The sequence below is a fragment of the Shimazuella sp. NTD248 genome, assembly GCF_059510395.1.
Map to the genome: position 1 here is coordinate 268,627 of NZ_JCAJZT010000003.1, position 19,631 is coordinate 288,257.

A 19,631-nucleotide genomic window follows, 5' to 3' on the forward strand; every position below is an offset into this window, starting at 1 on the left:
GCCTTATCACAGACCATGATAGATTTCACATGATATACCGTACCATTGTGTTGTTAAAATTAAAACAATAAGCCCTGATCGAGAAGAAAAGCAAAATCGTTTCCTTTTAAATATTTGCCAATCCCTGCACCTTTGGTCAAATAATACGATTTTTCTTCAAATTCTCTACCACCGAGATCATAGTACCCTATTACCACACTATTTTTCTTTGATTTCATCGCTTGGACTCCAATAGTGGTTTTACTAGTTTTGGGGTTTATCATAGAAGTATGGAAGACAAGTGCTTTTTTGATCGTAGATACTGCCAAAATTTCTTTATCTTCAAAAATGTGATCCCAATAGAGAGCTTTCTTATTAGCATAAGCATTTTTCAACATGGAACGATTTTGTTTGGTATAGTAAGCAGACAATGCTATTTTTGCAACTTTACCGTCTTCATACCCAATAAGGAGATCTCCCTTGTAGTCATTGGTAACAGTCACAAAGAGAATGGTTTCATCTTGTAAATTCAGTAACGTTGGCAGATACTCTCCAAGACTTGATAATTTATGACCTTCTATCTCATACGTTTTATATTTGTAACAATTGTATTTGTCCGTGAAAATTAAGAGGTCAGAATTATTAGTAGTGCTGTACTGATGAATAATTTCATCTCCGTCTTTTACTTTCATCGCATTTCCACCTCGAAGTGAGGTCAAAGGCACTTTTTTCAAATACCCCTCTTTGGTAACACTGATTCGAACATTATAGTTATCAATAGTTATCTCTTCTGGTGCCACAACAGGTAAATCGTCAGCAAATATGATCTTTGATTTTCGTTCTATCCCATGTGTTTTTTTTACATTTTTCAATTGTTGGATCATCTTTTTATTCAATTTTGTTTTGTTATGAATGATATCATGCAAATCCGCGATTTCTTTTTCTAATGTTTCTATTTCTTCGATACGATGTAGAAGATATTCCTTATTCAAATGTCGCAACTTAATTTCCGCCACATACTCAGCTTGCAGTTCATCTATGTGAAACGCTTCCATCAAGTTTGCAACAACTTGGCTATTTTTGTTTGTTTCACGAATAATAGCGACTGCTCTATCGATATCAAGTAACACTTGCTTTAGAGCCAGTAAAAGATGTCTTTTTTGTTCCTTTTTTGTTTTCTCGTATTGAGCCCCTCTTTTGATAGCATTGCCTCGAAAAATAACCCATTCTTGAATGATTTGTTTTATTCCCAACGTTTGTGGTCTACCATTTACAATTAAATTAAAATTACAAGAAAAGGTATCTTGTAGCGGAGTCATCTTAAATAACTTTTCTACTAACAGTTCCTTATTAGTGCTATTTTTTACAGTAATCTCTATTCCTTTTGTATGAATCCCATATATATCATCAATATCTACAATATCTTTTATTTTTCCTTCTTTTACTAACGAACTTATCTTTTCAATAATCGCTTCAAAGGTAGTAGTATAAGGAATTTCCTCAAATATAATCGAATTCCCATCTATACGGTAAGAAGAACGAATTTTGAAAGAGCCTTTACCAGTGTGATAGATATGCTTCATCTCTTTGTCATGATAAATAATGTTTCCACCAGTAGGGAAATCAGGAGCCTGAATATATTCACCCACTTCTGTGTCCGGATTTTTAATACTAGCAATCGTATAATCAATCACTTCATTCAAATTAAATGGTGCGATGCTACTTGCCATCCCTACTGCTGTACCACTTGATGTATTTACTAAAATTGATGGAAAAGTCACTGGCAGAAGACGCGGCTCTTGGAGCGTACCATCATAGTTTTCAATCATATCTACTGTATCTTTATCGATATCTCGAAACAATTCTGCTGCAATGGCTGCTAACTTTACTTCCGTATAACGGGCTGATGCATACTTCATATCACGAGAATACTGTTTTCCAAAGTTACCTTTGGAATCAATATAGGGCAGGAGTAGCGATTCGTTGTCTTTGGTTAACCTCACCAAAGTCTCATAGATCGCCATATCACCATGAGGATGTAAAAACATGGTTTGCCCCACTACCCCTTGAGATTTTTTTCGACCACTTTTTAATAACCCCATTTGGAACATTGTATAAAGAATTCTCCGCTGACTGGGCTTTAAGCCATCAATTTCTGGTAGAGCCCGATGCATAATAACATGTGCGGTATAAGGCATGTAATTATCTTTCAAACTTTGCGTTATATTTTGTAAAATCATACAATAATACCCTCCTATTCACGCTAATCTAACGCGACATCGATATATTCATGTAAGTTTTTCTCGATATACTGTTTCCTTCCTTGTAGATCATCACCAAGAAATAATTCAAAATAACGCCCTGTCGATTCAACATCTTCTTTTACAATTTGGATCAGCTTACGAGTTACTGGGTTCATCGTAGTCTCCCACATCATTTCTGCAGTGTTCTCTCCCAATCCTTTGGATCGTTGAATCATTACTTTTCCTTTTAACTTCTTAACAATGGCATCTTTTTCTTTATCACTGTAGGCAAAATAAGATTTTTCTTTGTGTGTAATCTCATAAAGAGGAGACTCCGCTATATATATTTTCCCTGATTCGATTAAAGTGGGCATCAATCGATAAATTACAGTTAACAATAAAGTACGAATATGGAAGCCATCGATATCTGCATCTGTTGTGATAATGATTTTAGACCAACGCAGGTTTTGGAGGTCAAACGTATGTAAGTCTTTATTATACTTAGATTTCACTTCGATTCCACAGCCTAAAAGTTTCACCATATCCACAATAATATCGTTCTTGAAAATCTTGTCATAGTCCGCCTTTAAGCAATTTAAAATTTTCCCTCGAAGTGCATAAATGGCTTGAAATTCAGCATCCCTTCCCTGCTTAGTTGAACCTAGAGCCGATTTTCCTTCCACGATATATAATTCCGTTTGATTTCTATCTTTTGATTTACAATTGATAAAACCATCAATACGATTGGTGATATTGTTTACAGAGGACTGGAGCTTCTTTTTCACATCTAACCGTGTCTTCTCTGCCTTTTCTCTACTGCGTTTATTGATGAGAATTTGATCAGCAATCTTTTGACCTTCCAATGGATTTTCAATAAAGTATACTTCTAATTTCTCACGCAAATATTGGGTCATATACTCTTGGACAAACTTAGACTCCATTTTTTTCTTTGTTTGATCCGTATATAACGAAACAGTAGAGTAAGAATTGCTTATAACAATTAGACTCTCTCTCACATCATCAAAACTGATCTTTTTCTCCCCTTTGGTATACTTATCTTTAAGAAGATTATCAACTGCTTTCGTAAATCCGTTTTTGATGTAATTTTCTGGGGTACCACCATGCTCTAATAAAGAAGAGTTGTGGAAATACTGCATTTTTTTTACCTCATTATGAAACACAAATGTAATTTCTGCTTTAAACTTAAACTCTGATTCCTCATTCTTCTCTTTTCCTTGTGTCTCTGTTCGAAATTGAACGATTTCCGTAAAGTTTTTCCCATCACTTAACTCTGCGATATAATCTTTCACACCGTTTTCATAAAGGAACACATCTGTTGTCCCATCCATCTCATTATGAAAGATAAACTTTAACCCACTATTGACAATGGATTGATTTTTTAGTGTTTCTTTAATAAAGTCGGTACACACTTCATTTTCACCACGAAACACTTCAGCAGAAGGCAGCCAGTGAATAAGCGTTCCGCGATAGTCAAGTTTGTGTTTTTCTTTGACCAAGTCTCCAACTTGTAAGCCTTTTTCAAAGCGAATGTAATACTTGTAACCATTTGGATTGATAGCAGTACATTCAAAAAAATCACTTGTATAGTTAGTTCCTGTAGCTCCAACCCCATTGGTTCCCAATGAAAATTGGTAGTTTCCAGTTGTATCATTGTTGTTATACTTTCCACCTGACCACAATTCATCAAAGACTTTTTTGTAAGCGTATTCTCCTTCTTTGTTTTTATCCATTGGAACAGAACGGCCAAAATCTTGGATCATAATAGACTTATCTAGATATTTGGTGATGATAATTTCTCTCCCAAATCCTTCTCGATATTCATCTATCGCGTTTGCTAATATTTCAATAAAAGTATGGTTATGATTTTCTAGTCCAATCGATGCTGGCTTAGCACGTACTCCACCTAGAATCCCTAGTGATTGAATAGAATCAGAATTATATGTATCTATACTCAACAGGTGAACCTCCTTTAAATTTGTGCATGATGAACTAATAATCTAAAAATAGATAATTATATATCACTAATTTTGTCAAGTTTAAGCGAACAAACCTACCCCTTACTATTTGAAAATAAGGGTAAGTTTGTTCGCTTATCTACTGATTTCTTACATTATTCAAAAGGTTCATTTCTGAAGTCCCTTTCAAATTTAATTTTGTGCTAATTTTTTTTGAAACCACTCCCTATTTTTCTCTTGAATATCCGATGATAATTCATTGTCTAATGTTTCTCTTAGCCACATCAACGTTTTTCCCTTTAAAAAGTTATACAACTCCTGTTCCGCTTCTAACATGGTGCGATTGATTAAACATGGGACTATATCCTCATTCTCTTCGACGTCAATTGCTTCATTTGTAACCGCTTTTGCGATGATATTTTTGCACTGGAAAATCGGTTGTGAACCTTCAATTGCAATTACGACATCATAAAATGTAATTTTTTTAGGAGATTTGGTTAACTCATATCCACCTCTTACTCCTGGTGTGGATTGCACAATTCCACCTTTAACTAATTTGGTGAAGATTTTGGATAGGTAAGATTCGGAAACACCTTGAAACTCTGCCAGATCTTTTATACCAATAGGTCGATTCAGAGGAATAATATTAACAAGACAATGCAATGCGTATTCAACACCTACACTAAAATTCATCATCCATCCCACCTCTATCAAAGATACTCATTATCTATAATATATGTGACAATCTATTAAAATACAATCAACCTATATATTTCATCCAACATCCCTTATAATGAAATTTATCTGACTCCAAAGAGAGGTACTCATGCCGCTTTATCTTCCCGAAACACGTAACCGGAAGAACTTTGAAGTCATCGGCACATTGGGTCCATATCAAGTACAGGGAATATGTGCATCGCAGTCAAATAAGTGCGAACTCTACTTTCCGGATTTGATTTTTACCCATCTCACCTCAGGGGATGAATACCATCTCGTTCCAGCTAGTGGTCTCCGAAGCTTTTTGATAATCGACCCCACCAGAAAGGAACATTGTACCCTTCGAGGCATGACTTTCTGTACCTGTTCAAAGGAGCACATCGTAGGACAGTATTAATAAGCTGTCATACGCAACGACCGTGACCAATTACTGGCCACGGTCGCCCACTCTTTTCAACTACTTATTTTCTTTCCATTAAGATGGTATGTGATTCAACTAATTGTTTATCTGCTTCTATCCGTTTTTTGCTCATTTCTGAAATCTCATTTCCATCATCCTGACGAGATTTATAAATTATCTTTTCTCCAGCTTCTTCAGAATCAAACATCTGATGGACTGCTTTCTCTACCTTTTTTACATCGTTTGGATGACAACGAACATAAAAATCGTAAGAATAAGCATAATTGAATTCATCATAATACATTGCTATCAAAATAAAATATCTCGGATCGTGAGAATCAAAAGAGACATCAAAAGACATCAGAGGAGGTTTATAAGTCTCTTCGTCAAAATCTTCTTCATAATCTACTTCATTTGAAGTATACATTTGTCTGGGCAATACACGGGCGGAATATCCTAATTTCTTCATTATTGCTATTATCCATTTATCCGCATCATAAGTACCGGCAGAATGATACCAAGTTAACTGTACAACTTCATTATACCCTTCCTGTAAAATCTCTTTTATTGAAGGAATTTCTTCATAAGTTGGCAATGGTTTATTATTTTCTTTACAAAATTCAGTAATATGGATGATAGCACGATTATTTCCTCTTATCAGAGCAAATTCATAAGGACGATATCCTTGGTCATTCCTTATATCCAAATCCGCACAGTAATGAAGAAGAAAAGGAATGAGATCTGATTTATCATACGAGATTACTTTAAATAAAACAGAAGGATCGAATTGCAATGGTAAGTTGACATCTAAACCTGCTTCTAAAAATACTTTGCATATCTTATAGCTATTTCTACCACTAATAACCATATCCCATAAATGCCCCGAATCAATCGGCACTCCTATTTCGATAAACCTTTCTACAACCTCCACCAATCCACGATCAACAGGCCATGTAAAAAAACTAAAGTTCCCCATTAATTCTGGATTTACTTCTGCTCCATACCGTATCAGTAAATCAACTGCTTCTTTGGATTGTGCCTCCCGAAGCGGCGGATGATAGAAATAATGACCTCTCACCTGGGCTTCCGTATCAGCACCTGCTTTTAAAAGAAGTTCCATGATTTCTAGCTGATTATTTTTAGTCGCTTTATGTAATAAACTTAGTGAGCCCCTATATTGGTTTGGGTCTGCACCGTATTCGAGTAACAACTCCACAATCTCTGTATGCCCCAGGGCTAGTTCTAAAAAATTATTAGAATAAGACAGATCAGCCCCATATTCTAGTAACAGTTTTACAATCTGTCTATTTCCAATTTCAATTGCATCATGTAATGGTAATTTATATTCCAATTGATACCCCTTGTAATTCAGCATATCAGGATGTACTCCCATTTCTAGCAAATCTATTACAATTGAGACATTTTGTTCGCGGATTGCTTCTTGTAAGGAATAGGGAGGTATGAACTTAACACTTTGCTTTGTTTCTTGATCTATTAACAGCTTTAATAGCTCTCCTGAAACAGCAACTTGCCATGGCATCTGCTCCAAAGCATTTTGATTGAACTTATTTGCCCCTTTTTTTAGTAAGAAGTCTACTGCTTTTTTATTACCTGATAATGCAGCAAAATGCAAAGGGGTATTCCCCAAAAAATCCGTATTATCTACAGCTATTCCTTTTTCCTTTATAAGATACTTCAGTACTTCTGGTTCTGCCGTTGTTGCTGCCATATGAAGTATGGATACTTTTGTAGATGGATCAACCGTATCACTACCCGAATCAAATTCGACTTGAAGTAACGTTACATTTTCCTTCATGGCTACTTCACATAAATGATAAAAAAGCATGTTTTCTCGATGAAAATAATTTACTAGTACTTGAAATGGATAGGACATGTATTTCCTTCCTTTCTATTTCCAGCTGAAGTGCCATTTCAAACTGCCTGACAGGAATTGTCAAGATGAAAAAATAAATCAGTGACAATAGTTGACACTATCAGATATTAAACTATAGTTGTAGAACAAACAGAGGAGATGAAAGATATGAGTTTAGAAATGATCCCTTTTATTATGTTAAATGGAAATGCAAAAGGAGCGATTTCTTTTTATCAAAAAACGTTAGATGCAGAAGTTCTTTTTATTCAAGCAGATGAAAATAGAGTAGATCATTCCGTTTTAAAAATCGGGGATAACAAAGTGATGATATCAGATCGTATTCCTCAAATCCCACATCAAACAGGTACACAAGTCAATATTTGTATTACCATTCCAGATAAAAAAAGAGCAGAAAAAATATATGCCTCACTAATAGAAGAAGGTGTAGAACATCTGCCGATGGGGGAAATGCCCTTTAGCCCAGCTTATGGAATTGTGACAGATAAATATGGTGTTTGTTTTCAGGTGTTTACGCAACGAAATAAATCGGTTTAAAATTCAAAGACTCCCTATTTACGGGAGTCTTTTGGCATAATCACTCAGCAATACTTGGAATACTTTTCACAACATCTATTTCAGCTTCATAGTCAACTTCGGGTTGATCAAAACCGAACAACTGGAAAAATTCTTTGCGATATCCTTCAATATCAGAGATTTCCTTAAGCTTATCTGTCGTCAGTTGACCCCATAGCTTGGAAATTTGTTCTTGCACAGAATCTTTCATTTCCCAATCATCCAAACGAATACGACCTTCTTCATCTACCGGTATCTCACCAGCAAATAAGCGATCATCAAAGAGTCGATACATCTGCTCAATACACCCTTCATGCAAATGCTGATTCTTCATCACTTTATAGAGCAAGGAAATATATAGTGGTACCACAGGAATTGCAGAACTAGATTGGGTTACTAGCGCTTTATTAATTGATACATAAGCATGTCCACCAATCTGATTTAATTCTTCTTGAATCGTCTTTGCAGTTGCTTCCAAATCATTCTTAGCCTGCCCGATTGTACCTTCTCGATAAATTGCTTGCGTCACTTTCGGTCCGATGTAAGAATAAGCGACTGTTTTCGCACCAGAGGCCAATACTCCAGCTTCTTGCAAAGCCTGCATCCAAAAATGCCAATCTTCTCCACCCATCACAGTAATCGTATGATTAATTTCCTCTTCTGTAGCTGGATCGATTGTGATTTCAGATACTTCCCCGTTATGGAAATCAACTGTTTTGTTTGTAAATGGCTCTCCAATTGGTTTGATAACAGAATTAAACTTTTCCCCTGTTTTTGGGTGTACTCGTACTGGGGAAGCAAGACTGTATACAACTAAATCTACTTGCCCCAAATCCCGTTTAATCAGGTCGATGGTTTGTTGCTTGATCTCATCAGAAAAAGCATCTCCATTAATACTTTTTGCATAAATTCCAGCTTCATTTGCTGCTTCTTCAAATGCAATCGTATTGTACCAACCCGCGGTTGCAGTACGTTTCCCTGATGCTGGACGCTCAAAAAATACTCCTATTGTACTTGCACCTGAGCCAAAAGCAGCAGTGATACGGGATGCTAAACCGTAGCCTGTAGAAGCGCCAATTACCAGTACATTTTTGGGGCCTTCTATTTTATTTTGTTTTTTCACATAGCTAATTTGTTCTTGCACATTTCTTGCGCACCCTTCAGGATGTGCAGTGGTACAAATAAACCCACGAAATTTTGGTTTTACGATCATCTTATTTAATCCTCTCTCATTTAATTTTGATATGTAGATAAAATTAAGACCTAGTACTAATTCTACTATAGTATACCGAAAAACCATCAAGTTGACAGCAAAAACATCGTACCTTGAATTCATAATAGATTCAAGTTTCCACCAAATGATAGGATGAACATAGTACGAAAGGAGAAAAACATGAGAAACATACGTCCACCCAACTAAAAATTAATCCCTTATCTACCACGTCCTCCTCCCTTTTGAATGGTTTATCCATCATTTAAAAGGAGGGTAAAGGAATGCAAAATGTTTGGAAACTAAGATTTTTTTGTTTTTTTCAATCATTAATACCAGCTTATGTTATCGAACGGTTGTTTTGGGAGCAAAGAGGAGTAACTGTTCAACAAGTCATCTATACAGAAATTCTCTATGCTCTAACTATTTTAATCTTGGAAATACCAACAGGAGTTTTAGCAGACCTGTGGGGTCGAAAAAAGATGCTTGTGGTTGGTGCTCTATTATATAGCTTTGAATTTTTTCTCTTCATTTATGCTACACAGTTTTGGCATTTTGTTATTGTCATAATATTAGCAGGAGTTAGTTACTCTTTTCAAAGTGGATCGGAAAATGCGCTTTTATATGAATCCCTACAGGAGAGCAAACAAGAACACTCATTCGAAAAAGAAATAGGTATGATAGAAGTGTGTCAGCTTATAGGGGCAATTTTAGGGGCCTTGAGTGGTAGTTGGTTAGCAGACACCCATCCTCTGGAGATAAATTACTGGATTTCTCTCGTAAGTAGCCTATTTGCTTTTGGATTCTCTTGCTTGCTAATCGAACCAGAGAGGAAACAACCCGCTTCTCTACCACCATCTGTATGGATTTATACAAAAACAGCTTTGCTCTTTCTTCGAGATAAACCACATGTGATCGTGATTACATCTGCTGGCATGGTATTGGGAGCAAGCATCAATTTTATTCATGAATTTTGGCAACTTTATCTGTCCGAATTACAAATTCCAATCACTTATTTCGGTTTATTCTCCGCCAGTTGTATGCTTTTACAAATACCAGGATACTTATTTGTTCCTCTGATACAAAAACATTTTCATCCAACATCCTTCTTAATCTTTATTCAATTCGTATTTATTTTGGGATTATCCTATATTTCACTTGTCCATCATGTCTCAAGTCTATTCGTTTTTGGCTTCTTATTCCTAGTTTCCAGCATGGTCATCCCACTTGTTTCTGGATATCTCCATCATCGTATAGATGGTAATATGCGAGCCACACTTGATTCATTTCAATCATTAGGTTCAAATATTGCAGTGATGGGAATAGGACTAGGATTTGGTCATTTCACTTCTACTTCAAATATTTTTGGTGGATTTGGCTTTATGGCTTATTTTTGTTTGCTTTTTCTATTTGTTTTTTCGTTTGTCACCCTAAAAAAATAGAAGAAAAAGCATCAATTTATCATCGATCCCAGATGCAAGAAGAGCCATTCTGACCTATAATAAAGTTAATTCAGCATGAATCCAACACTAAAAACCGAAGCTGCCCGATAATGAGCAACTTCGGTTTTCTTAGAAAGGTGAAAGATCTTTTAATTTTGCAAAAAACTTAAGAAGGTCTTCTTCTTGCTTGTACAACTTTTTCACGGTTTCTATTAAAAACGTTGGAATTTGTCGTCCTTCTATTAAGGAATAGAATAGATGGTATCCTTCGACCAAGTGTTCCCACCGATAGTCATTTCCAGATTTCCGATATTCAGCAACATCAATTATTTTCGCATGACCTTCTTGAAATATCACATTTTCTAAATGAATATCTCTTGGATTTAACCCTTGTTTCCTTGCATATTCACGGGCTTGTTCCACTTCTTCAATAACTTTTGGACTTATCACAATGCCTTGTTCTAAACATTGGTAAAGGGTAAGTCCTTCTTCATAAGATAGTTTTAAAAAATTTGATCCCATTTCATAGCAGGTTGCATATGTCGAACAACCTTTTAATTGCTCATAAATCGAAAACTCAACTTCACACTTCCACTCTGCCTCTTCTACATAAATCTTGTAAACTGTATTTGAATCCGATTCATGCTGTACTACAGCCGCATCTGTACCTGTTCCTATCACCTTGAAGGATTCAGGGATCTGTAGAATATTTATTTTTGGTGAATCGACCTTCTTTTCTAATTGTATTTCATAAATTTCTTTGATGAGTATATCTCCCTCTATTGGGTCAGATTCCATACTAATTTTCATTCTCCCTTTTGGTTTAAAATAGGTATGGATCTTTCCAAACCTATTGTCCACTTTTTATTGCTATACTTATCATAACATTAATCGAATAATTACTTAAAGCGTTAGAAAGGAAGACATTTTATTGGTCAAAAGAAAATACGCAAATAGACCTAACTGGTATCGAATAAAAGAAAAAATATATTTCTCAAAGTCATCCAATGAATTTGAAGGTACAATTGCCTATTTAGGTTTCAAACAAGTATCCCCTCCATTGTGGAAACAATATTCCAATACATGGGTAAAGATATTAGACAAAAAATATTGGTGGATTCAATTTTTCCCAATTGATCAAAGATATACTGTAACGGTAATGATAGATGAAAAGAAATCTATCATACAATGGTACCTTGATATTTGCAAAGCACATGGAATCGGCAATAATGGTATCCCTTGGTACGATGATCTTTATTTGGATATCGTCGTGCTGCCAAATAAAAAAATAGAACTCCTTGATCATGATGAGCTTATCGCCGCTCAGAAAGATGGCTACGTATCTGAATCAGAGTATCAGATGGCTTTACATACTTCCTCTAGACTATTAAAAAATATCGACGAACACCTCTTATCCTACCAAAAGATATTAATGGAAGTACGAGAAGTAATAGATACTATTCCCCTCTGAAAATCTTCCCATGAGGTGAGGAAAATGAAATCTTCTTTTATCCGTATTGTTATCGGAGCTAATACTTACCAAAATAATCCTGATTGGATACATACTCAAAAAAATGATTTAAATCTACTCAATCGAAGTCATTGGCTGGAACAGTTTGAAAAAAATAGTATTTCAGCTATTTTAGCAGAACATGTATGGGAGCATCTAACATATGAACAAGGAATACAAGCAGCTACTACTTGTTTGGAGTTTTTAAAACCTGGCGGCTACATCCGATGTGCTGTTCCCGATGGGAATTTTCCGGATCAAATGTATCAACAACTTGTCCAAATAGGTGGACCTGGATCAGTAGACCACCCTGCTGCTACGCACCAAATCGTATATACCTATCGAACATTACAAAAAATGTTTCATACAGTTGGATTCCAAACCGAATTATTGGAATATTGCGACGAAAATGGTCAATTTCATCATCACCCTTGGAATCCGAACGATGGAGTTATCTATCGGTCTTTTCCATTTGATCACCGGAATCGAAAGGGTAGATTGGGTTTTGTATCCTTAATCTTAGACGCCATAAAGCCACTTAGATCGTAATACACATTCCATCTTTCCCAAACCAAACACCTTCTGGCAAAATATTTTTTGTTATATCTATATTGTGTGACATATGTGTGAATATCAATTTCTCCGGTTGTAGCTTCTCTCTTAGTAACAAAGCCTCTCTTACATCATAAATAGAACGTTTATGTTGAAATGGATAATTAGATTCATCTAGGTAGGAAGCACCTAAAATTAATAGGGAGAGGTGGTAGAATGGCTCCATTTGCTCAGAAGTCATGTGTATAACATCAGACACATATGCCCAACTACTTGCTTGATCGGAGAATCTTATGCCATAGGAGTAACCATTATTCCCATGATTCACACGATGAAAAGAAATATACACCTCATCTACATCCATTTGATGAAGAGGGGTAAAAAAAATATTTCTTTTTGGAGTAAGATAAGGGTATCGCTGTTTCAAAATATTTATGACATCAGGCGGACTGATAACTGTCAACTTTGATTCGTGCCAAAAACATAAATCCGCTAGATCACCTAACCCAGCTATGTGATCATTATGTGCATGGGTTATACAAAGGATATCGGGAATAAAGAGATCACCATCAATAAATTGCTGGCGAAAATCTGGTGAAACATCAACTAATATTTTTTTGCTCGCATGAATAAAAACACTAGGCCTGCTTCTTGTATTGGCTATGCTTTTGCATACATCACAACTACACAACATTCTCGGTACTCCTTGAGAATCACTAGTTCCTAAAAATTGTATCTTGGTTTCCATAGTTCTCCCCTTAGTTAAGGTGCACTGGTCAGCACTGCGACATCAATTATCCCCTTTAATAGAAAAAATGGAAGGAAAAAATACATGATACACGATGACATTAAATTAGCAAAACCAGCACAACGCGCACTTATAAACGCTGGATACACACATCTTGAACAACTCACAGAAGTTACAGAATCGAAGCTTAGCCAACTACATGGGATGGGGCCAAAAGCGATAACTAGGCTGCGCCAAGCATTAACAGCAAAAGGAATGTTCTTTGCAAAAGAGGATTAATCTTGTTCTAAAATCCATTGCACAGCATCTTTTAAACTATCAGCTATATAATCAGGTTCTATTTCCACCCATTTAAATCGATATTCCCTTAATGCCTCCATTCCAGCACCAGTCCTTACAAGAATACAACGACACCCCATTCGATTCCCTGCTACCATATCTGACCAACGATCTCCAATAACAAAAGATTCATCCCAGTTCAATTGGTGATCTTTCGCTGCCCGCTCTAATAACCCTATACCTGGTTTCCGACATGTACATCCTTCTTCTGGTTTATGCGGGCAAATATATACGGCATCAAATCCAAATGATATTAATTCTTTCTCAAACATCTCAAGCTGTGCCTCACCTCTTGCAATTCCAGGTTGATTTGTAAAAGTAAAGACAAAGAAACCTGCTTGTTTAAGAGAATGTATACACTTGAGAGTATGTGGAAATAAGATAAACTCACCTGGATATTGAACAGTTTTTCCTCCTCCTATTGTCCCATCACGATCCAAGAAGACTGCCTTATGACCTTTCATATCATCACTTCTCTTCATTTTTTGTCACAAAGCAGAAAAACTACTCTTTCTGAGTAGTTTTTCTGCTTTCATTCATTACGGATTAACCATTCAACTCGTGAAAAATCGAATTTCTGTTCCATTACTGAGAAGAGTTATTTTTATACCTATGAGAACATATAACAAACATGTATAATCAATTTTAATTCGCAAAGATGCAAGTAAAACTATATCTAGAAGGGAGTTGAATAACAGCATATCATTAGCCATCCGTAGTCAGTCACTCTTACTTTGGGTAGATTAAGTTCCCCATGGCTCAATGTCTTTCAAAATATTCTCATCCTTTCGTTGATTCTGATCTCAGATTATACTATATAGTATGCAATAATCAACGCTCCAGCACTTATTTTTTGCACTATTACACAAAAAAATGTTCTTCAGAACAAAGGAGAGTACATATGATTTCATTTAAACCCCTTCGTATGTGGATGGCAGGTGAAGGGAAAGAAAAAACAGACCTAGCAAAAGATTTAGGCCTCAACGCCCGCACATACCAACGTATCTGGAAAGACGGGAATGTAACTACGGAAACAATCGATCGCATTTGTGAACACTATAACTTACCCATTGAAAAAGTTGTTATCCGAATTCCAAATAAAAAAAATGAACAATAAAAATGAGCGAATACCCTTAGAATCTGATCAGCTAGAGGTTACATAGCCATATATTGGTATATTATCTTCTAGATATAGAATTCATACTTACCACACTTCTCTATTATACCTAAAATATGGATGCTAGTAAAATCTCTTTTATTATAATACATAAAAGAGATTGGAGGCTGACTTTCCACTCTGAAAAAGCCTTAGGATTGGAGGATTCCCACCAATGGATAGGATTTCTTTCAGGTTTCACCACATCCAATGCCGCAATCACTCTCACCCCTTCCAGCAAAATGTTTTTCAGAGCATCGCTGTCTCAATCCTAGTATTCCTCACAGATTTTTCTCATCTAAAAAATTTGCTAACAAAAGACAATCCCATAACAACGGCAATGATCATACAAGTCCAGAATAATATTTTATCTTGTTTGTCGAATTGCTTTTTATCCAATTTCATTCACCTATTTCTTATCAAGCCGAATGTATTGCTGGTACCTATAGTATAAAATATATCACTAATCGAATAAGATAATCAGGACAGTATTTCATTTTCAAACCAAAAAACTGACCTTACTCAGAATAGAGAGGTCAATTTTTGTTTTTATTGTAATTCTCCAATTACTTCTCCAGATTTATCAATCTGTTTTGCTGATCGTATAACGGTAGATTTAAATTTCCATTGACCATCTTCTTTTTTAAGCGTATGTTCTGCAATGATGCGATTATTTTTAAACCGGGGATCATCATTGCTATTAATTGTATCTTGTTCCACTTCAATAACAGCAGTATCGCCATCAATTGAAATAACTTTAAACCTTTTCAGAGTTGCATGAAGATCAAAATTTTCAAACGCATTTTTCATCGTATTTTCGGTCTGAGTAATGACATTTGGATCAGCCTCTTTCGACAACATGCTCATATACTTCGTAAGATCCTTGTCATTCATAGCTTGAAAATTATCTTCAACTGTTTGCTTTAATGTTGTCTCTTCAGAAGGCTTTCCACAAGCAGTAGATAGAAATAATAACATCAAAATGAGTACGATACTTAGTCTTCTAATCTGTTTTGTCATGATGACATCCTTTCTTGTTCATAAAAAAATCATTTTTGATCGTATTCATTTTATATTATAAAATATTATTTTTATATACTAGATTGTGAATTGTCATCTATTTCAACCTCTATTTTATCCTATGCCTTTTTTATTCAACCTCTCACATATAATTTCCCCTTACTTTTCCAAACATAAAATAGTAAAAGAGGAAGATAACGAAATGTAAAATAGCGAGTGCTAAATAAATATTACTAAATACAATTCCTTTAGAACTCGTGAACACTAGATTCCAATGTGTGTAAGACCCTGCATCCAACACTTTACTATAAATAGCAACACCAACAGATTGGGAAATGAAACTTAACATTTGTAGAATACCCATCCCTACACCTCCCTGTTCTTTTGGTAGTGTTTGTGAGGTTGAATTTTGTAATACAATAAGCATAAATGACTGGCCAATATAACCAAAAACCAAAAAAATTGCGATTACCCACATTGGACTCCCAACAAATGTTGATAGCAAAATAAAACAGATGAATAATAAACTAAAAGACAAAAAATATAAATTAGAGTTCCCTTTTAAATCTGCTAATTTTCCTCCTTTTCTTCCGAAATAAGCTGAAGCTGTTGCTGCCGGAACCATTGCAAGTCCAATCCATGATGTAGGTAGCTTCTGTACTTGGGATAATAAAAGAGGAGTTAAAAAATATAAACTTGTTCCAATACCATTAATAACAAAGGAAAGCCCTAAATAAACCACATAATTTCTATTTGAAAATAATCGAGTTGGAAAGAAAGGATTTTTTACTGACTTAATCCGAATGACAAAAAAACAAATTGCAACACATGCACATATAAATAACCATCCTATTCCATTCGTAACACCTAATAAGACTGATATCACTGTTATTGCAAATAGCATTGCACCAATTCCATCAAATGTCCCTGTAGCCGCCTGCCGTTCTTCATCTAAGTATTTACGATAAATAGGCAATGTTGCCAATATAAGTACAGGAACAGCAAACAACCACCTCCAATTCACAATACTTGCTATAAGAGCTGAAACAACTGGCCCAAGTGCACTTCCTAAAGCCAAACCTGTAGCCATCATTCCTAGTGCCTTTCCTCTATTCTCTGGAGGAAAGTACCGCACTGGGATTAAGGTTGCTACTGCTGGTATCACAGATGCCCCGATGGCTTGCAAACACCTTGCAAAAAGAGCTACCCAAAACGTATGGGAAGATAAACCTACAAAAGAACCTATTGTTAGAATAATCAATCCAAAAGTGAGTAGATTTTTTAATTTATACTGATCGGCAAGTTTTCCGTAGGTAACAGTGCCAATTGCATAAATAATTACATATGAAGTGGAAAGCCAACTTACTTGAGAAAAAGAAAGTTTAAATTCCTTACTGATTTCAGGTAGAACATAATTAAATATGAGCACACTTATCGACGATAGAGTTAAGGTGAACATTACAATACGCATTAATATTTCACCTTTTTGTTGAGAATATTCCGAATTCATCGGTAGTAACCTCCGCTCCTAGTTTTTATCATTATGAAACAAAAGAAAATAGTAAAGATATCCTTCCTACCCTATCTACTGTTTTGAAATTAGTGAGAGGTTCGTAGGTTATTTCCCATCACATTATCCCTAGTCTTTGAATAACGTGATGGGAAACTACATTCATACAGTTTTACTTGCATTTCGTTTCTTCTAACGCATTTCTAGACATCTGTTTAATCAACTGAAGAAATAAATCCGTCTGCTCCTCTGTAAATCCTTTGGAAAGTGTTTTCGACCAGTAAGCCAGTTTTGTTTTGATAAAGTTTTGCATCTTTAATCCTTTGTCGGTTAAAGTCACTAAATATGCTCTGCTGTCTACAGGTGAACGTGTTCTTTTTACATACCCTAATTTCTCCAAACGACTAATCGCACGAGCAGTAGCCGCCTTATTGATAAAGAGATTCGCAGACAATTGCTCTTGTGATATCCCATCTTCTTCATACAAATTAACCAAAAAAATGTACTCAGAGGAATTGATATCATACTCTTTTAATTCTCGATTGAGATAAATTTGAAATTGGCGATGGATTACGGAAATCCATCTTGCTATGCTTTCATTCAATACAATCTTCTCCTTTTCTATGGTTGACTAATCAACTATAGAAAATATATACCATTTAAGTTGATTAGTCAACCATTGATTTTAACTAATTTTATTTTCTACCATTCTTGTGTAAGATAGAGATAAATGTAAATGAAATAAACCGAGGAGAGACAAACTCAGAAAATGGACACAGTCACATCTACCATCATTAATTTCGTTTTAGTTTTAGTACTGGTGCTACTAAATGGCTTTTTTGTCGCAGCAGAATTTGCATTGGTAAAAGTACGAACAACCCGTATTGCACAAATCATGACCAAACGTGGAAAAATGGCCCAAACTGTTTTGAAAAACTTAGATGCTTATCTCTCTGCTACTCAACTAGGTATCACGCTCGCATCACTCGGATTAGGTTGGGTTGGAGAACCCACACTTGCAAAAATATTGGAACCTATCCTTCACTATTTTCATCTACCCGAATGGTTAAACCACACCATATCTTTCGTCATAGCCTTTTCAGTCATTACATTTTTGCATATTGTTATAGGAGAAATGGCTCCAAAATCATTAGCTATTCGACGTTCTGAAACAACAACTTTATGGACAGTTACCCCATTACATTGGTTTTATATTGTATTTAAACCTTTCATTATCGCTTTAAATAGCTCAGCCAACTTTGTTCTTAAATGGCTTGGAATAGAACTACAAGATGATCATCAACAAGTACATACAGAAGAAGAAATTCGAATGGTAATCAAAGAGAGCCATAAAAGCGGTATTATTGATAAAGCAGAACTCACCCTTTTTGATAATGTCTTTGAATTTACGGACCGCGTCGTACGTGAGATCATGGTACCTCGCATCAAAATAATTGGATTAGATATACAGGATTCCTCCGAAAAACATTTAGAAACCATACTTAATACCAAATTAACGCGGTTCCCTATTTATGACGGAAATAAAGACCAAATTTTAGGGGTTATTCTTCTTAGAGATTTCTTTGAAACAATAGTCAAAGAGAAAAAAAATATCCCAATCCAGTCACTTATGCGCTCTATACACTTCATTCCAGAAACAATTGAAATAAAAGATGCCTTTATACAAATGCAAAAAGCAAAAAGTCACATGGCAATTGTAGTAGATGAATATGGTGGTATATCTGGATTAATAACGATAGAGGATATCATCGAAGAAATATTTGGAGAAATTCAAGATGAATTCGATAACGAACGCCCTTTCTTTCAAGATACGGAAAAGGGAGTTTCCATTGAGGCTCGATTATTAATTGAAGATGTGAACAAATACTTTCACCTTCAGATAAACGATGAGGAAAATGATACTATTGGAGGCTGGCTATTCTCTCAATTTGAAAGGATACCCAATGTTGGCGAAGAATTAAACTGGAGAGATACGACATTTATCATCGAGAAAGTAAACAAACAGAGCATCGAACGTATTTTGGTGAAAAAAACAGAGAAAAAAATAAAAAGCAAAACTCTTGAAGAAAGAAGCTAGCAATTGCTTGCTTCTTTCTATATTTATATAGAGCTACAAAGAGCTAATTCTCTGCGGCCAAACTCTACACGAGTTGGCCTGGCTTCTAACTCGGAAGGGTAAAAAAGAAGTAAATAAACCCCACCGAAAAGAAACCCGCGAAGATGTATCCCCAAATTCGAGACACATTGGCGCGCTCCAAGAGCACAGCCAGTGCCAAAAGCACCAAAAGCACACCTATTTTAAAAATCATCATGGCACCATTCTTAATGTGGACAGCATCTCGTATTGTTATATTACAATAAA

Annotated in this window: 18 protein-coding genes; 7 read left to right on the plus strand and 11 right to left on the minus strand. The window is 35.5% G+C overall.

Features of this window, described 5'->3' with window-relative positions; genetic code table 11:
- Positions 1–59: 59 nt before the first annotated feature.
- The 4 genes from AC5WOE_RS08600 to AC5WOE_RS08615 all read right to left on the minus strand — a co-directional run bounded on the left by AC5WOE_RS08600 (position 60) and on the right by AC5WOE_RS08615 (position 7,209).
- Positions 60–2,219, minus strand: coding sequence for a DNA gyrase subunit A (locus AC5WOE_RS08600; protein WP_496052362.1), 2,160 nt, complete (start codon positions 2,217–2,219; stop codon positions 60–62).
- 23 nt (positions 2,220–2,242) lie between these two features.
- Positions 2,243–4,198: a toprim domain-containing protein gene (locus tag AC5WOE_RS08605; protein WP_496052363.1), complete on the minus strand. Its 1,956-nt coding sequence runs from the start codon at positions 4,196–4,198 to the stop codon at positions 2,243–2,245.
- A gap of 192 nt (positions 4,199–4,390) precedes the next feature.
- A complete protein-coding gene (locus AC5WOE_RS08610) occupies positions 4,391–4,891 on the minus strand; it encodes an RrF2 family transcriptional regulator (RefSeq protein WP_496052364.1) in 501 nt (166 codons plus the stop codon).
- A gap of 485 nt (positions 4,892–5,376) precedes the next feature.
- Entirely contained in the window at positions 5,377–7,209 is a 1,833-nt protein-coding gene (locus tag AC5WOE_RS08615) for an ankyrin repeat domain-containing protein (RefSeq protein WP_496052365.1), read from the minus strand.
- Between the two features lie 147 nt (positions 7,210–7,356).
- Here AC5WOE_RS08615 and AC5WOE_RS08620 point away from each other — a divergent pair, with 147 nt between their 5' ends.
- Positions 7,357–7,743 carry a VOC family protein gene (locus tag AC5WOE_RS08620; protein ID WP_496052366.1) on the plus strand — a complete coding sequence of 129 codons (387 nt, stop codon included), beginning with the start codon at positions 7,357–7,359 and terminating at the stop codon, positions 7,741–7,743.
- Between the two features lie 40 nt (positions 7,744–7,783).
- Here AC5WOE_RS08620 and fabV read toward each other — a convergent pair whose 3' ends face one another.
- On the minus strand, positions 7,784–8,974 hold the full coding sequence (gene fabV, locus AC5WOE_RS08625; RefSeq protein ID WP_496052367.1) for an enoyl-ACP reductase FabV: 1,191 nt from the start codon (positions 8,972–8,974) through the stop codon (positions 7,784–7,786).
- Between the two features lie 281 nt (positions 8,975–9,255).
- Here fabV and AC5WOE_RS08630 point away from each other — a divergent pair, with 281 nt between their 5' ends.
- On the plus strand, positions 9,256–10,413 hold the full coding sequence (locus tag AC5WOE_RS08630) for an MFS transporter (protein ID WP_496052368.1): 1,158 nt from the start codon (positions 9,256–9,258) through the stop codon (positions 10,411–10,413).
- Positions 10,414–10,542: 129 nt separating this feature from the next.
- Here AC5WOE_RS08630 and AC5WOE_RS08635 read toward each other — a convergent pair whose 3' ends face one another.
- Positions 10,543–11,211 (minus strand): serine/threonine protein kinase, encoded by a 669-nt coding sequence (locus AC5WOE_RS08635; protein ID WP_496052369.1) that lies wholly within the window; start codon positions 11,209–11,211, stop codon positions 10,543–10,545.
- Positions 11,212–11,344: 133 nt separating this feature from the next.
- Between AC5WOE_RS08635 and AC5WOE_RS08640 the strand changes: the two genes are divergently transcribed.
- On the plus strand, positions 11,345–11,884 hold the full coding sequence (locus AC5WOE_RS08640; RefSeq protein ID WP_496052370.1) for a ribonuclease FAU-1 family protein: 540 nt from the start codon (positions 11,345–11,347) through the stop codon (positions 11,882–11,884).
- 24 nt (positions 11,885–11,908) lie between these two features.
- Positions 11,909–12,472, plus strand: coding sequence for a class I SAM-dependent methyltransferase (locus AC5WOE_RS08645; protein WP_496052371.1), 564 nt, complete (start codon positions 11,909–11,911; stop codon positions 12,470–12,472).
- On the opposite strand, the gene AC5WOE_RS08650 is transcribed toward AC5WOE_RS08645, so the two are convergent.
- The gene (locus AC5WOE_RS08650; protein WP_496052372.1) at positions 12,462–13,223 is read right to left on the minus strand and encodes an MBL fold metallo-hydrolase; all 762 of its coding nucleotides are present in this window, start codon (positions 13,221–13,223) and stop codon (positions 12,462–12,464) included. The genes AC5WOE_RS08645 and AC5WOE_RS08650 overlap by 11 nt on opposite strands.
- An 84-nt stretch (positions 13,224–13,307) precedes the next feature.
- Between AC5WOE_RS08650 and AC5WOE_RS08655 the strand changes: the two genes are divergently transcribed.
- Complete coding sequence (locus AC5WOE_RS08655) at positions 13,308–13,502, plus strand: helix-hairpin-helix domain-containing protein (protein WP_496050601.1); 195 nt, start codon at positions 13,308–13,310, stop codon at positions 13,500–13,502.
- On the opposite strand, the gene AC5WOE_RS08660 is transcribed toward AC5WOE_RS08655, so the two are convergent.
- Complete coding sequence (locus tag AC5WOE_RS08660; RefSeq protein WP_496052373.1) at positions 13,499–14,026, minus strand: HAD-IIIA family hydrolase; 528 nt, start codon at positions 14,024–14,026, stop codon at positions 13,499–13,501. The two genes, AC5WOE_RS08655 and AC5WOE_RS08660, sit on opposite strands and share 4 nt — an antisense overlap.
- Before the next feature lie 437 nt (positions 14,027–14,463).
- On the opposite strand from AC5WOE_RS08660, the gene AC5WOE_RS08665 reads away from it, so the two are divergent.
- Positions 14,464–14,679 (plus strand): helix-turn-helix domain-containing protein, encoded by a 216-nt coding sequence (locus tag AC5WOE_RS08665; protein ID WP_496050603.1) that lies wholly within the window; start codon positions 14,464–14,466, stop codon positions 14,677–14,679.
- Positions 14,680–15,267: 588 nt separating this feature from the next.
- Here AC5WOE_RS08665 and AC5WOE_RS08670 read toward each other — a convergent pair.
- The 3 genes from AC5WOE_RS08670 to AC5WOE_RS08680 form a co-directional block, all read right to left on the minus strand.
- Positions 15,268–15,738: a Cif family virulence factor gene (locus tag AC5WOE_RS08670; protein WP_496050604.1), complete on the minus strand. Its 471-nt coding sequence runs from the start codon at positions 15,736–15,738 to the stop codon at positions 15,268–15,270.
- A 142-nt stretch (positions 15,739–15,880) separates the two neighbouring features.
- Complete coding sequence (locus AC5WOE_RS08675) at positions 15,881–17,248, minus strand: MFS transporter (RefSeq protein ID WP_496052374.1); 1,368 nt, start codon at positions 17,246–17,248, stop codon at positions 15,881–15,883.
- Between the two features lie 172 nt (positions 17,249–17,420).
- Positions 17,421–17,852 (minus strand): MarR family winged helix-turn-helix transcriptional regulator, encoded by a 432-nt coding sequence (locus AC5WOE_RS08680; RefSeq protein WP_496050606.1) that lies wholly within the window; start codon positions 17,850–17,852, stop codon positions 17,421–17,423.
- A gap of 165 nt (positions 17,853–18,017) precedes the next feature.
- Here AC5WOE_RS08680 and AC5WOE_RS08685 point away from each other — a divergent pair, with 165 nt between their 5' ends.
- Positions 18,018–19,346: a hemolysin family protein gene (locus AC5WOE_RS08685; RefSeq protein WP_496052375.1), complete on the plus strand. Its 1,329-nt coding sequence runs from the start codon at positions 18,018–18,020 to the stop codon at positions 19,344–19,346.
- Positions 19,347–19,631: the final 285 nt, after the last annotated feature.